This window comes from uncultured Parasphingopyxis sp., assembly GCF_937129435.1.
Taxonomy (GTDB): domain Bacteria; phylum Pseudomonadota; class Alphaproteobacteria; order Sphingomonadales; family Sphingomonadaceae; genus Parasphingopyxis.
The window spans coordinates 20,342-34,668 of record NZ_CAKZNF010000083.1; the positions used below are offsets into that span (position 1 = coordinate 20,342).

Consider the following 14,327-nt stretch of genomic DNA (forward strand, 5'->3'; position numbering starts at 1 on the left):
AGCTTTGATCGTTGGCTAGCGATTCATTGACATTAACGTCAATAGGCAAATGTTGCGCAGCAAAGCTTTGTCGGCGGGCGTGTCAATTGCGCTACAATTCCGCTGGAAGGGCCTGTTCATGGGCATGGGGCAGCCTATCGCGCGCTGGCGATCAAATCGGCCGCTTTCTCCGCGATCATGATCGTCGGCGCATTGGTATTGCCGCCGATCAGCGTCGGCATCACCGACGCATCGACAACGCGAAGGCCTCCTATGCCGCGAAGTCGCAATTCGCCGTCGAGCGGCGCCGCGTCGTCGACGCCCATCCGCACCGTGCCGACGGGATGGTAGATCGTTTCCGCCGTCTCACGGATAAAGGCATCGATATCCGCGTCATTCTCAACCGGCCGTTCCGGACGGATTTCGGGCCCGCGCAGGTCGTCGAGCGGGGCCTGGGCGCAGATGTCCCGCACCATGCGCACCGACTCGCGCATCACGCGGCGATCTTCCTCGCTTGCCAGATAGTTCGGATCGATCGCAGGCGCGGCGAACGGGTCGGCCGATGCGAGGCCGATCGTGCCGCGGCTTTCGGGACGCAGCTGGCAGGCGTGGATGGTGAACCCGTCCTTCTTGATCTCCGTCATGCCGTGATCGACCATGATCGCGTTGACGAGGTGGAGCTGGATGTCGGGCGCATCGAGCCCGTCGCGCGATTTCAGGAACGCGCCGGCTTGCAGGAAATTGTCGGTCCCTGCACCCTTGCGGCGGAGCAGGTAGTTCAAGCCGACGAAGGGCTTCTTCAACCCCGCCTGCCGCGAATAGGCGGACAGCTTCTGCGTCATCTCGTGAACAATGACGATATCGAGATGGTCCTGCAGATTCTTGCCGATTTCCGGCGAGGAATGGATCGTCTCGATGCCGTGCCGCGCCATTTCGGCCGGATCGCCGATGCCGGACAGCATCAGCAGGTGCGGCGAATGCACGGCACCCGCGCACAGGATCACCTCGCGCCGCGCGCGCAGCGTTCGCTTCGTGCGGTTCCCTTTGCCCGACGCGGTTTCGACGCCGGCGGCGCGGCCTTCCTCGACCAGCACCTTCGTCACCAGCCCGGTCGAATGGACGGCGAGATTGTCGCGCGTGCCGGCGATCGGGCGCAGATAGGCGGCCGCCGCGCTGAACCGTTCGCCGGCCGAAATCGTGCGCTGATAGGGGCCGAAGCCTTCCTGCTGCGCGCCGTTGAAATCGTCGGTCAGCGGATAGCCCGCGGCTTGGCCGGCTGCGACGAACGCCTGATAGACCGCGTCGGTCATCGCACTGTTCGTGACCTTCAGCGGCCCGTCGCCGCCATGATAATCGTCCGCGCCTTCCTCGTAATTCTCGGCCTTTTTGAAATAGGGCAGCACATCGTCATAGCCCCAGCCGGCCAGTCCCGTCTGCCGCCACTGGTCGTAATCGCGCGCATGGCCGCGAATGTAGATCATGCCGTTGATGCTCGAAGAGCCGCCCCAGCCCTTGCCGCGCGGCCAGTAGAGTTCGCGGCCATTGAGGTGCTTTTGCGGCACCGTGTGCAGGAACCAGTTATAGGGATTGGGCTGTTTGAGGAGATTGCCGACGCCGGCCGGCATCTTGATCAGCAGGCTCTTGTCCTCCTGACCCGCCTCGATCAGGCACACCGTCGTATCGGGATCGGCCGAGAGGCGGTTGGCGAGCACGCAGCCCGCGCTCCCCGCACCGACGATGATATAGTCGAATTCCGCGCCTTCGGCCTCGGTCATGCTGTCGATCCTCTCCATCCGCCTCTCGTCGGACACGGCCGGTTGTGCGCGCGGTTGACGCGAACGTCAACTATCATGCACAAGAGCGGGGAACGCGGCTTTTCGCGACTCAAAGACCCCAGGAGAATGATACGATGGCGGATGCCTATATTGTCGATGCAGTGCGGACGGCCGGCGGCCGGCGCGGTGGCAAGCTGGCCGGGGTGCACCCGGTCGATCTCGGCGCGGCGGTGTTCGACGCGATCGCCGATCGCAACGATTTCGATCCTGCGGCGATCGAGGATGTGATCTGCGGTTGTGTGTCGCAGGGCGGCGAGCAGACGATGGATGTCGGCCGCAACGCGGTGCTAGCGTCGAAATTGCCCGACAGCATTCCCGCCGTCTCGATCGACCGGCAGTGCGGATCTTCGCAGCAATCGATCCAGTTCGCGGCGCAGGCGGTGATGAGCGGTACGCAGGACGTTGTGCTCGCTAGCGGCATCGAGAGCATGACACGCGTGCCGATGGGATCGGTTGCGCGCCTGTTCATGAAAGAGGGACTCGGCATGTACAAGAGTCCCCGGCTGGAGGAAGCCTATCCGAACATCATGTTCAGCCAGTTCATGGGCGCCGAAATGGTCGCCAAGAAGCACGGATTGACCAAGGACGATCTCGACCGATATGCGCTCGAATCGCATCAGAAGGCGGCCAAGGCGACCGAAGCCGGCGCGTTCGAGAACGAAATCGTCCCCGTCCAGATCGAAACGCCCGAGGGCGAGGAGATGCACAAGGTCGACGAAGGCATCCGCTTCGATGCGACGCTGGAGGGCATTCAGGGCGTCAAGCTGATCCAGGAAGACGGCGTCATCACGGCCGCATCCTCGTCGCAGATTTGCGATGGCGCATCGGCCGTGCTCGTCGTGTCCGAAAAGGCGCTGAAGGAACACGGCCTGACGCCGCGTGCCCGCATCGTGAACCTGACGGTGACCGCCGGCGATCCGGTGATCATGCTGGAAGAACCTCTCTTCGCGACCGACAAGGCGCTCGAACGGTCGGGCATCAAAATGGGCGATATCGACTGCTACGAGGTCAACGAAGCCTTCGCCCCCGTCCCGCTCGCTTGGCTCAAGCATACCGGCGCAGAGCGCGAGCGGATCAACGTCCATGGCGGCGCGATCGCGCTCGGCCATCCGCTCGGCGCTTCGGGCACCAAGCTGATGGCGACTTTGCTCAACGCGCTCGAACAGCGCGGCGGCAAATACGGCCTGCAGACGATGTGCGAAGGCGGCGGACAGGCCAATGTCACGATCATCGAACGGGTTTGATTAGGTACCGTTAGCCCTGAGCTTGTCGAAGGGCGTTTATCGGAATTGGGAGGCGGGCTTCGACAAGCTCAGCCCTAACGGAATTTGGGAGAAGAAATCACATGGAACTCAACGAAAACATCTCCGCCGTCGTCACCGGCGGCGCATCGGGCCTCGGCGCGGCGACCGCGCGGGCGCTGGCCGCCAAGGGCGTGAAGGTTGCGATTTTCGACCTGCAGGCCGAAAAGGGCCAGGCGATGGCCGACGAACTCGGCGGCGTCTTCTGCGAATGCAACGTCACCGACGAAGAATCCGTCGATGCGGCCTTCACCAAGGCGCGCGAGGCGATCGGACAGGAACGCATTCTCGTCAACTGCGCGGGCACCGGCAACGCGATCAAGACCGCCAGCCGTTCGAAGGAAGACGGCTCGATCAAGCACTTCCCGCTCGATGCGTTCAACTGGATCATCCAGATCAATCTGGTCGGCACCTTCCGCTGCATCGCCAAGTCGGCGGCCGGCATGATGACGCTCGATCCGCTGCCCGACGGTGATCGCGGCGCCATCGTCAACACCGCATCGGTTGCGGCCGAGGACGGCCAGATCGGTCAGGCCGCCTATTCGGCGTCGAAGGGCGGCGTCGTCGGCATGACGCTTCCGATCGCGCGCGATCTTTCGCGCGAGGCAATTCGCGTCAACACGATCCTGCCGGGCATCTTCAACACGCCGCTGCTCGCCGCCGCGCCGCAGAACGTGAAGGACGCACTTGCGGCGTCGGTTCCCTATCCGCAGCGTTTGGGCGAACCCGAAGAATATGCCGGTCTCGCGCTGACGATGATCGAGAACGGTTATTTCAACGGCGAGGACGTCCGCCTCGACGGTGCGATCCGCATGGCGCCGAGATAAGACTGCCGGTCAGGCAGAAACGGAGAAGGCGGGCTTCGGTCCGCCTTTTTCTTTTCGGTGCCGCCATGCCAAGGTGCCCGCCATTGAAGCGGGCAACGGAGACACTCCATGCGGATGCCGACAAAGGGCCGATCTTGGGACGAGGTAAGGAGCGAACTACTCGGGCGCGGCGGCAATGACGCCAAATGGCGCGAGGGCAAGACGGCCGTCTATGTCTTCAATGCCGGGGACGACGTCGCGACCGTGCAGAAAGAGGCCTACGCCGCCTATATGTCCGAGAACGGGCTCGGTCCGGCGGCCTTCCCCTCGCTCGCGCAGATGGAGAAGGATGTCATTTCGATGGCGCTTGGCCTGCTGCACGGGCCGGAGGGCGCCAGCGGCGCGATGACGTCCGGGGGAACCGACTCGATTACGATGGCAATCAAGACCGCGCGCGATCATGCCCGGGCGACTGGCCGGACGCCGGAAAAGGCCAATATCGTGGTTCCGCAATCGGCGCATCTGGCGTTCGACAAGGCCTGCCACCTGATGGATATCGAGGTGCGCCGTATTGCGCTGAAAACCGACGGCAGTTTCGAAGTCGATGTCGAGGCAATGGAAGCGGCGTGCGACGCCGGAACCATCATGTTGATAGGCTCGGCACCCAATTTCCCGCACGGCATTATCGATCCGATCGCCGAACTGGGCGCAGCGGCCGAGCGGCTGGGCATATGGCTGCATGTCGACGCCTGTGTCGGCGGCTATTTTGCACCCTTTGCGCGGATGAACGGCGTTCCGGTTCCGCCGTTCGATTTCGAGGTGGAGGCGGTGAAATCGATGAGTGCCGACCTCCACAAATACGGCTATGCGGCCAAGGGCGCGTCGACGGTGCTCTTCCGCACCGAAGAACTCTACGCGTACATGCCCTTCGAATATTCCTGCTGGTCGGGCGCGCCGATGACCACACCGACACTCGCCGGCACGCGCCCCGGCGGCGCCATTTCGGCGGCCTGGGCGGTGATGAACTATCTCGGCGTCGACGGCTATCGGCGCCTTCAGGGCGAGGTATGCGCGACGCGGGAAAGGGTGGAAGAAGCGGTAAAGATGATGGGATTTCAGATTGTCGGCAATCCGATTCTCGGCCTTATGGCCTTTCACCATCCCGATCATCATGCGCTGGCACTGTATGGGGAGATCTACCGCAGGGGTTGGTTCACGTCGGTGACGATCGAGCCGCCGAGCCTTCACCTGATGCTTTCGCCGAAACATTCCGAATTCATCGACGCCTATCTCGACGACCTCGCCGACAGTGTCCGCGCGGTGGCGGCAGGCGAGGATGGTAAGGCCGTTCAGAAGATCGAGGCGCGCTACAGCTAGCGCGCCCGGCGCAGATTACGCCGCCCGGTATCGGAGCGGTAGCGTCTTCAGGCCGCCGACGAAAATCGATTTCGATCGTTTCGGTTCGCCGGCCAGTTCGATCGTTTCGATCCGGTCGAGCAGCTCCTCGAACAGGATTCGCATTTCCAGCCGCGCCAGGTGCAGACCGAGGCACTGGTGCGCGCCGGCCCCGAAGGCGAGGTGGCGGTTCGGTGACCGCGCGGCATCGAATTTGCGCGGATCGTCGAACTTGTCGGGATCGTGGTTCGCCGCGATATAGCTGAGCATCAGCCAGTCGCCCCTGGCGATGGGATGGCCGCCGATCTCGGTATCCTTAGCGGCGGTTCGCATGAAATGCTGCACCGGCGTCGTCCAGCGGATCGCTTCCTCGACGATGCCGGGAAGCAGGCTGCGGTCGGCCTTCACCATTGCCCATTGTTCCGGGTCCTGCGCCAGCGCCTGCATCGCCCCTGCCGTCGAGGCCGAGGTCGTGTCGTGGCCGGCGGCCGCCATGATGATGTAATAACCGGCCATGTCGCGATCGGGCAGCGGTTCGCCGTCGACCGTGGCGTTGGCGATGACGCTGGCGACGTCATCGGTGGGGTTCGCGCGCCGCTCGGCGGCAAGCCGGCTGAAATAGCCCTCGAACTCCTGCACCGCGCCCGACACGATCGCCATGATCTGTTCGGGCGTCATGTTCGCGAGGCCGCTGCCCGACAGGTCCTCGTCCTGCCCGCCGAACATCTGCTGCGTCAGGAACAGCATCTTCGGTTCGTCTTCCTCGGGCACGCCGAGAATCTGCATGACGACGTGGAGCGGATAGGGGGCCGCGACAAGCGGGACGAAATCCCCCTCGGGCCCGGCGTCCAGCAGCTTGTCGACGGTGTTCCTGGCGAGCGCGCGAATCTCGTCCTCGATCGTCCGCAGGTTCTTCGGCATGAACCAGTCTTGCGTCAGGCGCCGGTATTTCGGGTGGATCGGCGCGTCGAAAGTGACGAGCGAGTCAACGAGCATGTCGCTGCCCGTCGCGGCGCGGGAGAACTCGATCCCTTGCTTGGTGCTGAAGACCACCGGATTGGGGTTGTTGAGGAAGGTCGCATTGTCCTTGCTGATCTGCATCACGTCGTCGTAGCGCGTCAGCAGCCAGAAGGGCTTGAAGCCGTCGTCGGCGGGGACGATGCGGACGATCGGCGTTTCTTCGCGCAGCCGGTCGAACAGGTCGAGCGCGCCCGCCCAGTCGGCATAGGTTTCGGGCAGGAGGATCCTGGTCCCCGTTTCAGGATCGAGCGTCGGCCCTTCGGGTTCGGTGATTGTTGTCGCCATGATCGCACTCCTTTCCCCTCAATGGGTCATGCTGAACTTGTTTCGGCATCCATATGCCCGGCCGTTTCAAATTGTCGGACAGGCCTTGGCATATTGGCCTGAAACATGTTCAGGGTGGCGGATGGATCAAGCCGCCGCCCCGGCTTTCTTGGCGTCCTCCCAATATTCGTCGCGCAGCAGGCGCTTGTAGAGCTTGCCGGTCGGATGGCGGGGAAGCTCGGCGCGGAAATCGATCTGGCGCGGCACCTTCACGCCGGACAGGTGCTGACGCAGGAATGCCGTCAGCTCCTCGCGCAACGCATCGCCCGCCGCGTTCATGTCGAGCGGCTGGATCACGGCGACGACGCGTTCGCCCATATCCTCATCCGGCGCGCCGATGACGGCGGCGTCGGCAACCTTGTCGTGCGTCACGAGCAGGTTTTCGATCTCCTGCGGATAGATGTTCACGCCGCCCGAGATGATCATGAAGCTCTTGCGGTCGGTGAGGTAGAGGAAGCCGTCCTCGTCGACCCAGCCGACATCGCCGAGCGTGGTCCAGCCATGTTTGTTGGTCGCGTCGGCGGTTTTTTCCTCGTCATTGTGGTAGGAAAATGCCGTTCCGCCCTCGAAATAGACGGTGCCCTCAGTCCGCGGCGGAACCTCGTTGCCGTCTTCGTCGCAAATCCGGATGATCCCGATCAGCGCCGTGCCGACCGATCCCTTGTGCGCCAACCATTGTTCGGAGTTGATGAAGGTGAAACCGTTGCCCTCGCTGCCGGCATAATATTCGGATAGCACCGGGCCCCACCATTCGATCATCTTCTCCTTGATCGGAATGGGGCAGGGCGCCGCTGCATGGACGGCGCATTTGACCGAGGAGACATCGTATTTCGCGCGTGTCTCTTCGGGCAGTTTCAGCATGCGCACGAAATGCGTCGGCACCCATTGGCCGACATCGGCCTTGTGCTTTTCGATCAGCTGCAGCGCGAATTCGGGATCGAATTTTTCCATCACGACGACGGTGGCGCCGAGCTTGTGGACACACATCGTCCAGCGCAGCGGCGCGGCGTGATAGAGCGGCGCGGGCGAGAGATAGATGCTGTCGGGCGTGAAGCCGAAGGCCATCTGCGCCAGCTGGACGAGCGAGTTTGTCTGGTCGATCGCCGGGTCTTCGGGGAGCGGGAATTTGATGCCCTTGGGCCGGCCGGTCGTGCCCGAGCTGTAGAGCATGTCGACGCCGGCGCGTTCGTCGTCGATCGGCGTTTCGAGCATCTTCGCCGTCGCTTCGTCGAAATCCTCATAGCCGCGATGCGACCCGCCGACGATGAAGCGCGGAATGTCCGGGCCGAAATCGCGCAGCTCATCAAGTGTCTTTTCACCGACATAAGGAGAGACGACGAGCAGCTTCGCGCCCGAATCCTCGAGGATATAGGCGATCTCTTCCGCCGTCAGCCGGCTCGAAATGGCGACATAGATTTGGCCCGCGCGCTGCGCACCCCAGGTCAGGTCGTAATAACGCGTCCGGTTGTCGAGGCAGATGGCGATGGGATCGCCATGGGTAAGGCCGTGCGAGCGGAAGAGGTGTGCGACCTGGTTCGATCGCTTGTCGAGCTGGCCATAGGTGACGACCTCGCCGCTCGGTTCCATGATGATGGCGGGCTTGTCCGGCGTGCTTTGCGCATGGACTTTCGGGTGCATCGGCGGTGTCCTCTCCTGTCGTCGGCCAGCGCTTTGCTGCGTCTTTTTCCGCTGGCGCAGTTTACGTAAGAGTGAACCTAAAAGAAGGCGAAGCGCAACCCCGCCCAGAAACTTTGCGGCATGGCACGCTCGATGATGCCGTCGCTACCCGTCCCGGCCTCGACGCGGGCGTTAAAGATATTCTCGGCGCGCAGCTCGATCTCCAGCGGACCGTAGATCGGATAGGCGACGCGAGCACCGACCACCATCGCGTCGTCGAGCCGGAACTGGTTGAGATCGTCCTCGAACCGGCCGCCGAGATAGCGCAGCGTCACCGACGCGTCGGGGCCGAATTCGCGGCCATAGGCGAGCGTGACCGAGGCGTTGTGGCGCGCGACCTGGGCGGGCCGCAATCCGTCGAGCGGCGCGGCCGGGCCGCTCGCATCGACCTCGGCATCGGTAAACGCATAAGAGAACCGCACATTCCATGCCGTGAAGCGCAGGCTCGCATCGAGCTCGATCCCCGCCGATTCGATGCCGTTGAGATTGCGGCGCTGGCGGTAAAGACCGCCCGGCGGCACGAAACCGGCGCCCGGGAAGACGCCCGGACCCTGGCCGAGCGTGACATTGGCGATGGCGTCGTCGAGCCGGTTGTAGAAGAGGGTGCCGGACACGCGCAGTACGGTGATGGGCGCATAGTCGATTCCCGCCTCGATCCCGCTCAGGCTTTCCGGCGCAAGCGCGGCATTTGCGGCGGTGACGTCGTCGCCGACACGAAAGGGACGGTAGAGTTCGTTGAGCGTCGGAAGCCGCCAGCCGGTATAGGCGGCGGCGCGGATGGTGAGCGGATTGGTCGGCCGCCAGGCGAGCCCGGCGCGCCCGGTGAAGCGCCAGCCCTCGCGATCCGGGTAGGTCTCGGTGGTCGCCAGCGGCACGCCGATATCCGACTGGCGGAAGCGGCCATCCTCGATCCACCAATGGTCGAGCCGGGCGCTCCCGGTCAGCGTGAGTGCGGGGGCTGCGCGCAGCGTCGTATCGGCAAAGATACCGGCGGTGCGCGTCGTGCCGCCCGCTTCGCGCTGCCGCGTCGGTTCACCGGCGACGAAGAAGAATCGCTCGCGCGTCCGCCCCTCGGTCTGGCGGAAATCGCCGCCCAGTCGCAGTTCCGCCGCATCGCCGCCGAGCGCCGGGCGGATTTCGAACCGGCCGCCGAACCCGGTGGCGGGCACGCTGAACTGGTCGAGTACCTGCGTTGCCGTGGTCCGCGCGGCATCGATGGCGGCGAAGCTCGACCGGAAATCGCGCGTCTGGACATAGGCGAGCGCTTCCCACTGCGTGTCGTCCCGACCGACGAGGCGGATGCTGCCATCGAAGCCTTCGGTGCGGTTTTCGCTGCCGGGAAAGCCGCGGCTGCGTTCGTCATGGAAATAGCGTCCGGAAAACTGGAACTCGGTGCGGCCGATGGGGGCGGCGACGCGGAACGTGCCGCCATATTGCTTGTAATCTGCGCCCTCGTCGATCGGGCCGCGCTGGCCTTCGATGACGGGGATGAAGCCGTCGCCGCGCGCATAATGGCCGGAGATGTCGAGCAGGGAATTTTCCGCCGGGGGGAGCATCACGCCGAAGCGGCTTTCCTGCGCGTCGCGGCTGCCGAAAGCGATCTGGGCGGCGGCGGGCTGGAAGTTCTCCGCCGAGAGGCTTTCCAGCTCGATCGTCCCGGCGAGCGCGCCGGGGCCGTAAACCCCGCTGCCGCCGCCGCGCGTCACACGGATCGCGCCGAGGCGGGTGGCGTCGAAGGCAGGCCAGCTGACCCAGCCGCCGAACGGGTCGCTTTGCGGCACGCCGTCGAGGATCAGCAGCGCGCGCGACGAGGCGTTGCCGCCGAGGCCGCGCAACGTCGCGCCCTGGCTCGTCGGATTGGCCGAACGTGCATCGGACGCGCGGAACAGCTGGAAGCCGGCGACGCCGCTCAGAATGTTTTCGAGCCGCCCGCTCGGCTCGCGCGCGATCTGGTCGGCTTCCATCGTGACGGTGCTGAAGGCGATATCGCTTTGCGGCGTTTCGAGGCCCGCTGCGGTAACGATGATGGGGTCGTTGCCGGGCGGGTCGTCAATGCCTTCAAGCCAGGGGTCCTGATCTTCGGGCGGCAGGAGATCGGCGTCCTGCGCGCTCGCGGGCATCGCCGTGGAGGCCAGCAAGAACAGGATCGGGATACGCGCGATACTCATCGGGAGGCTCAGGGTTTGACGACGTCGGGATGCGCGGCGGCGAAGGGAGGCAGGGCGGTGAGTTTCGCATCATAGGCCACCAGCGTCGGATAGCCATCGAGCGGCGTTTCGAACCGGCGCGCATTGTACATTTGCGGCACGAGGCAGATGTCGGCGAGGCCGGGCGTATCGCCGCTCAGATATTCACCGCCATATGTCTTCGCCATCGTCTCGAGGCCGGCAAAGCCTTCGGCGATCCAGTGGCGATACCAGTCGTCGATCGGCTCCTGTTCCTGCCCCAGTTCGTGGCGCAGATATTTGAGGATACGCAGATTGTTCACCGGGTGGATGTCGCACGCAACGGCGAGCGCCATAGCGAGCACATGCGATGCCTGCGCTGCATCCTCGGGCAGAAAGGCCGGGTCCGGCTGTTTGCGATCGAGATAGTCGAGGATCGCCAGCGACTGGGTCAGTGTATGGCCGTCAATCTCCAGCGTCGGAACAAGTCCCTGCGGGTTGCGCGCGAGATTGTCCGGCGCCGATTGTTCGCCGTCGATCAGGCTGACCGGAACGCTCTCATAGCCAAGCCCCTTCAGATTGAGCCCGATCCGAATGCGATAGGCGGCCGAGGAGCGGAAATAGTCGTAGAGCTTTATCATGCGCCGCCCTTTCTTTCAGCGATCTCGCGCCGAATCTCCTCGCCATGCTCGTCGACGCGCGGGGCGTAGCCGAGTTCGGCATCGGGACGCGCCCCGAAACGCACCGGCGGCTGCATTTCGAAATAACCGCCCTCGCTCGGATGTTCGCGGCGTTTGAAGAATCCGGTCTCCTTCAGATGCGGGTCCTCCATGATGTCGTGGATATCGCGGGCCGCCATGCACGGGATGTTGTTCGCGTTGAACAGTTCGGTCCATTCGGCATTGGTCTTGGCCGGAGCGAGTTTGTCGATGTGGAGGAACATCTTGTCCTGGTTGCGGAAACGCTCGACCGGCGTCGTCAGTCCCTCGCGTTCGAGAAAATCGGGATCGCCCATCAGCTCGAAGGTCTTCTGCCAATTCTCGTCGACATAAGGGACGATGCTCATATGCCCGTCCTTGGTCGGCGAAGGCTGGCGGTCGGGATCGACCTGGCGTTTGTAGAGCATCGTTTCGGTCGGCGGATCGAATGTCGCGCCGAACAGATGCTCCTCCAGCAGGAAATGCGTGAACGCCTCGAACATCGGAACCTCGACGAACTGGCCTTCGCCGGTGCGCAGCTTGTGGATGAGCGCCGCCATCGTTGCATAGGCGGCGTGCAGCCCGGCGACCTTGTCGACGATCGCGCTCGGAATATAGCGCGGTTTGGGGTTGCGGTCGGCGATCGGCATCAGCGAGGTCAGCCCCGATGCCGCCTGCACGACATCGTCATAGCATTGCAGCGGCTCATACGGTCCGCCCGATCCGAAGCCGGTGCAATGGACATAGACGATATCGGGCTTGATCGCCTTGACGTCCTCATAACCGAAACCGAGCTTTTCCACGCCCTTCTTGCGGACATTATGGATGAAGACATCGGCGTCCTCGATCAGCCCGCGCATGACCTCGGCATCTTCCTCGTTGCCGAGATCGAGCGTAATCGCGCGCTTGCCCCGATTCATCGTCATGTGAACCGCGCCCATGCCCCTGGTCTTCGCCGGCTTGCCCGCCCCGCGGAAGAAATCGCCGCGCGGCGCCTCGACCTTGATCACGTCGGCGCCGCAATCGGCGAGCGTCTGCGTGGCATAGGGGCCGAAGATCACGCTCGTCATGTCGACGACCTTGATGCCTTCGAGAATCCGGGGGTTGTTCATATGCGGCTTGTCCTTTCGCACACGCGCATATCGAAACGTGCCAGCAAGCGCCACCGTCTCGCGTATCGTTACCGGCCGGTAAACGTCATGCTACGGTAACAGCAGGAACGCACCCGGCGCCCATGGGTTTTTTAACAACCTTGGGAGGCAGGAACATGCTCGCAAACGCTCGTAAAAACTGCGATTGGCAGACCGAATTCACCGTAATCTCGCTCGACGGCGCGATGCCGCAAAGTGCGGACCGCCGGGTCGGGCAGCGCTATATGACCGTGCTGCAGACGGGCAAGCTGACCGGCGAAAATGGCGACGAGCTCTGTCTCATCCGCAACATCTCCTCGGGCGGCGCCATGCTCGAACTGTTTTCGGATATCGACACCGGCGAGACCGTAACGATCGAGTTTCGCATGGGCCTGGTCGTCGAGGCGATTGTGCGCTGGATCGAGGATGGGCGCTGCGGCGTTGCCTTCGCCGCTCCGATCGACGTGCATCAGGTTCTGTCCCCCGGCGGCAGCCGCATGGCGCCCCGCGCCCCGCGGCTGTCGGTCGAAGGCAATGCCGCGATCGAATGCGAAGGCGAACGGATCGGTGCGGCGCGGGTGATCGATATCTCGCAAGGCGGGGTCAAGGTCGAGACCGATGCCGAACTGACGGAAGGCCAGCACATTGTGATGGCTATCGACGGCTTGCCGTTGCGCGCCTCTACGGTGTGCTGGTCAGAAGACGGCATGGCCGGTATCGCTTTCAGCCGGACGATCCCGCTCGGCCAGGTTTCCGCCTGGGCCGCGGGGCATCAGCGGCACAAACAGCCCATACTTGCCGGAAAGGCGAGCTCCACCTGATCAATGGCGGGTCAGCCGAGCGCCTTTCGCGCGCCGGCCAGCCGTTCAATGGCAACGTCCAGAACCGCATTCGCCTTGGCGAAACACAACCGCGCCAGATGCGAGACTGGCTCCTCCTCATAAAAGGCCGAGACGGGAATGGCCGCGACACCATGTTCCTCGACGATGCGGCGGCAGAAGTTACGGTCGTCGAGCGCGATCCCCGAAGCGGCGAGATCGATCGACAGGAAATAGGTCGCCGGAGGAGCAAGCACGGCATAGCCCGCCGCCTCCAATCCGAATGCGAGACGGTCCCGCGCGCGCTGATATCCGGCACGCATTTCCGCGAAATAGTCGTCATCCTTGCCGAGGCCGTAGGCGACGGCCGTTTGCAGATTGGGCGGCGTGGTGAAGGTCAGGAACTGGTGGGCCTTGGCGACCATGTCGATCAGCGCAGGTGCGGCGATCGCCCAACCCGTCTTCCATCCGGTCAGCGAGAAGACCTTGCCCGCCGAACCGATCTTGATCGTCCGCCCGGCCATGCCGGGCAGGTCGAGCGGCGAGCGATGCGCCGCGCCGCCGAAGCGGACATGCTCCCACACCTCGTCGGAGATCGCGATCAGGTCGTGCGCGATGCAGAACTCGGCGAGCACTTTGAGCTCCTCCTCGCCCATCATCGTGCCGAGCGGGTTGAGCGGCGTGTTGACCACGATCGCACGCGTTTTCGCGGTCACCGCGCTTTCGAGTGTTTCGCGTGTCAGTTTCCAGTCGGGCGGCGCCAGCGACACGAAGCGCGGCGTCGCGCCGGCGCGTCGGATGAGCGGGGCATAGGCGTCATAGGCCGGCTGGATCACGATCGCCTCGTCACCCGGCGAGAGCACCGCCAAAATTGATGCCGCCAGCGCCTCGGTCGCGCCAGAAGTAACGCAGACTTGCGTGTCCGGATCGATCGCCAGCCCCTGATGCGCGCCATAATGTGCGGCGATGGCCTCCCGCAGTTCGGGCAGGCCCCGCATCGGCGGATATTGGTTGTAACCGTCGACCGAAGCCTCGGCCGCCTTGCGCCGCACATCCTCCGGCCCTGCCGCATCGGGAAATCCCTGGCCCAGGTTGATCGCGTCGTGCGCGCGGGCGAGCCCCGACATTTCTTCGAAAATCGTGGTGGGAAGCGAGGCGTAGACAGGGTTCATGACAGCC

General features: G+C 63.9%; 11 protein-coding genes. 4 read left to right on the forward strand and 7 right to left on the reverse strand.

The window, feature by feature from the left end; genetic code table 11:
- Positions 1–134 precede the first annotated feature (134 nt).
- Complete coding sequence (locus tag Q0139_RS13295; RefSeq protein ID WP_298022878.1) at positions 135–1,754, reverse strand: choline dehydrogenase; 1,620 nt, start codon at positions 1,752–1,754, stop codon at positions 135–137.
- A 134-nt stretch (positions 1,755–1,888) separates the two neighbouring features.
- Here Q0139_RS13295 and Q0139_RS13300 point away from each other — a divergent pair, with 134 nt between their 5' ends.
- The 3 genes from Q0139_RS13300 (at position 1,889) to Q0139_RS13310 (ending at position 5,298) form a co-directional block, all read left to right on the forward strand.
- A complete protein-coding gene (locus Q0139_RS13300; RefSeq protein WP_298022881.1) occupies positions 1,889–3,058 on the forward strand; it encodes an acetyl-CoA C-acetyltransferase in 1,170 nt (389 codons plus the stop codon).
- Between the two features lie 101 nt (positions 3,059–3,159).
- Positions 3,160–3,942: an SDR family NAD(P)-dependent oxidoreductase gene (locus Q0139_RS13305; protein ID WP_298022885.1), complete on the forward strand. Its 783-nt coding sequence runs from the start codon at positions 3,160–3,162 to the stop codon at positions 3,940–3,942.
- A gap of 108 nt (positions 3,943–4,050) precedes the next feature.
- The gene (locus Q0139_RS13310) at positions 4,051–5,298 is read left to right on the forward strand and encodes an aspartate aminotransferase family protein (RefSeq protein ID WP_298022888.1); all 1,248 of its coding nucleotides are present in this window, start codon (positions 4,051–4,053) and stop codon (positions 5,296–5,298) included.
- A 15-nt stretch (positions 5,299–5,313) separates the two neighbouring features.
- On the opposite strand, the gene Q0139_RS13315 is transcribed toward Q0139_RS13310, so the two are convergent.
- From Q0139_RS13315 to Q0139_RS13335, 5 genes are all read right to left on the reverse strand, one after another.
- Positions 5,314–6,621, reverse strand: a complete 1,308-nt coding sequence (locus Q0139_RS13315) for a cytochrome P450 (protein WP_298022891.1) — start codon at positions 6,619–6,621, stop codon at positions 5,314–5,316.
- A 126-nt stretch (positions 6,622–6,747) separates the two neighbouring features.
- Complete coding sequence (locus Q0139_RS13320) at positions 6,748–8,298, reverse strand: acyl-CoA synthetase (protein WP_298022894.1); 1,551 nt, start codon at positions 8,296–8,298, stop codon at positions 6,748–6,750.
- A gap of 77 nt (positions 8,299–8,375) precedes the next feature.
- Complete coding sequence (locus Q0139_RS13325) at positions 8,376–10,505, reverse strand: TonB-dependent receptor (RefSeq protein WP_298022897.1); 2,130 nt, start codon at positions 10,503–10,505, stop codon at positions 8,376–8,378.
- A gap of 8 nt (positions 10,506–10,513) precedes the next feature.
- Positions 10,514–11,143 (reverse strand): maleylacetoacetate isomerase, encoded by a 630-nt coding sequence (gene maiA / locus Q0139_RS13330; RefSeq protein WP_298022900.1) that lies wholly within the window; start codon positions 11,141–11,143, stop codon positions 10,514–10,516.
- Positions 11,140–12,312 carry a CoA transferase gene (locus Q0139_RS13335; RefSeq protein ID WP_298022903.1) on the reverse strand — a complete coding sequence of 391 codons (1,173 nt, stop codon included), beginning with the start codon at positions 12,310–12,312 and terminating at the stop codon, positions 11,140–11,142. Before Q0139_RS13335 ends, maiA begins: the two co-directional genes overlap by 4 nt.
- 155 nt (positions 12,313–12,467) lie before the next feature.
- On the opposite strand from Q0139_RS13335, the gene Q0139_RS13340 reads away from it, so the two are divergent.
- Complete coding sequence (locus Q0139_RS13340; RefSeq protein ID WP_298022906.1) at positions 12,468–13,151, forward strand: PilZ domain-containing protein; 684 nt, start codon at positions 12,468–12,470, stop codon at positions 13,149–13,151.
- Between the two features lie 11 nt (positions 13,152–13,162).
- On the opposite strand, the gene Q0139_RS13345 is transcribed toward Q0139_RS13340, so the two are convergent.
- Positions 13,163–14,320: an aminotransferase gene (locus tag Q0139_RS13345; RefSeq protein ID WP_298022909.1), complete on the reverse strand. Its 1,158-nt coding sequence runs from the start codon at positions 14,318–14,320 to the stop codon at positions 13,163–13,165.
- Between the last annotated feature and the right edge of the window lie 7 nt (positions 14,321–14,327).

Excerpts from the sequence above, each read along its gene's own strand:
- Q0139_RS13340 (WP_298022906.1), top strand. The coding sequence starts at position 12,468 with ATGCTCGCAAACGCTCGTAAAAACTGCGATTGGCAGACCGAATTCACC.
- Q0139_RS13305 (WP_298022885.1), top strand. The coding sequence starts at position 3,160 with ATGGAACTCAACGAAAACATCTCCGCCGTCGTCACCGGCGGCGCATCG.
- Q0139_RS13345 (WP_298022909.1), bottom strand. The coding sequence starts at position 14,320 with ATGAACCCTGTCTACGCCTCGCTTCCCACCACGATTTTCGAAGAAATG.
- Q0139_RS13295 (WP_298022878.1), bottom strand. The coding sequence starts at position 1,754 with ATGACCGAGGCCGAAGGCGCGGAATTCGACTATATCATCGTCGGTGCG.
- Q0139_RS13300 (WP_298022881.1), top strand. The coding sequence starts at position 1,889 with ATGGCGGATGCCTATATTGTCGATGCAGTGCGGACGGCCGGCGGCCGG.
- Q0139_RS13310 (WP_298022888.1), top strand. The coding sequence starts at position 4,051 with ATGCGGATGCCGACAAAGGGCCGATCTTGGGACGAGGTAAGGAGCGAA.
- Q0139_RS13315 (WP_298022891.1), bottom strand. The coding sequence starts at position 6,621 with ATGGCGACAACAATCACCGAACCCGAAGGGCCGACGCTCGATCCTGAA.
- maiA (WP_298022900.1), bottom strand. The coding sequence starts at position 11,143 with ATGATAAAGCTCTACGACTATTTCCGCTCCTCGGCCGCCTATCGCATT.
- Q0139_RS13335 (WP_298022903.1), bottom strand. The coding sequence starts at position 12,312 with ATGAACAACCCCCGGATTCTCGAAGGCATCAAGGTCGTCGACATGACG.
- Q0139_RS13320 (WP_298022894.1), bottom strand. The coding sequence starts at position 8,298 with ATGCACCCGAAAGTCCATGCGCAAAGCACGCCGGACAAGCCCGCCATC.
- Q0139_RS13325 (WP_298022897.1), bottom strand. The coding sequence starts at position 10,505 with ATGAGTATCGCGCGTATCCCGATCCTGTTCTTGCTGGCCTCCACGGCG.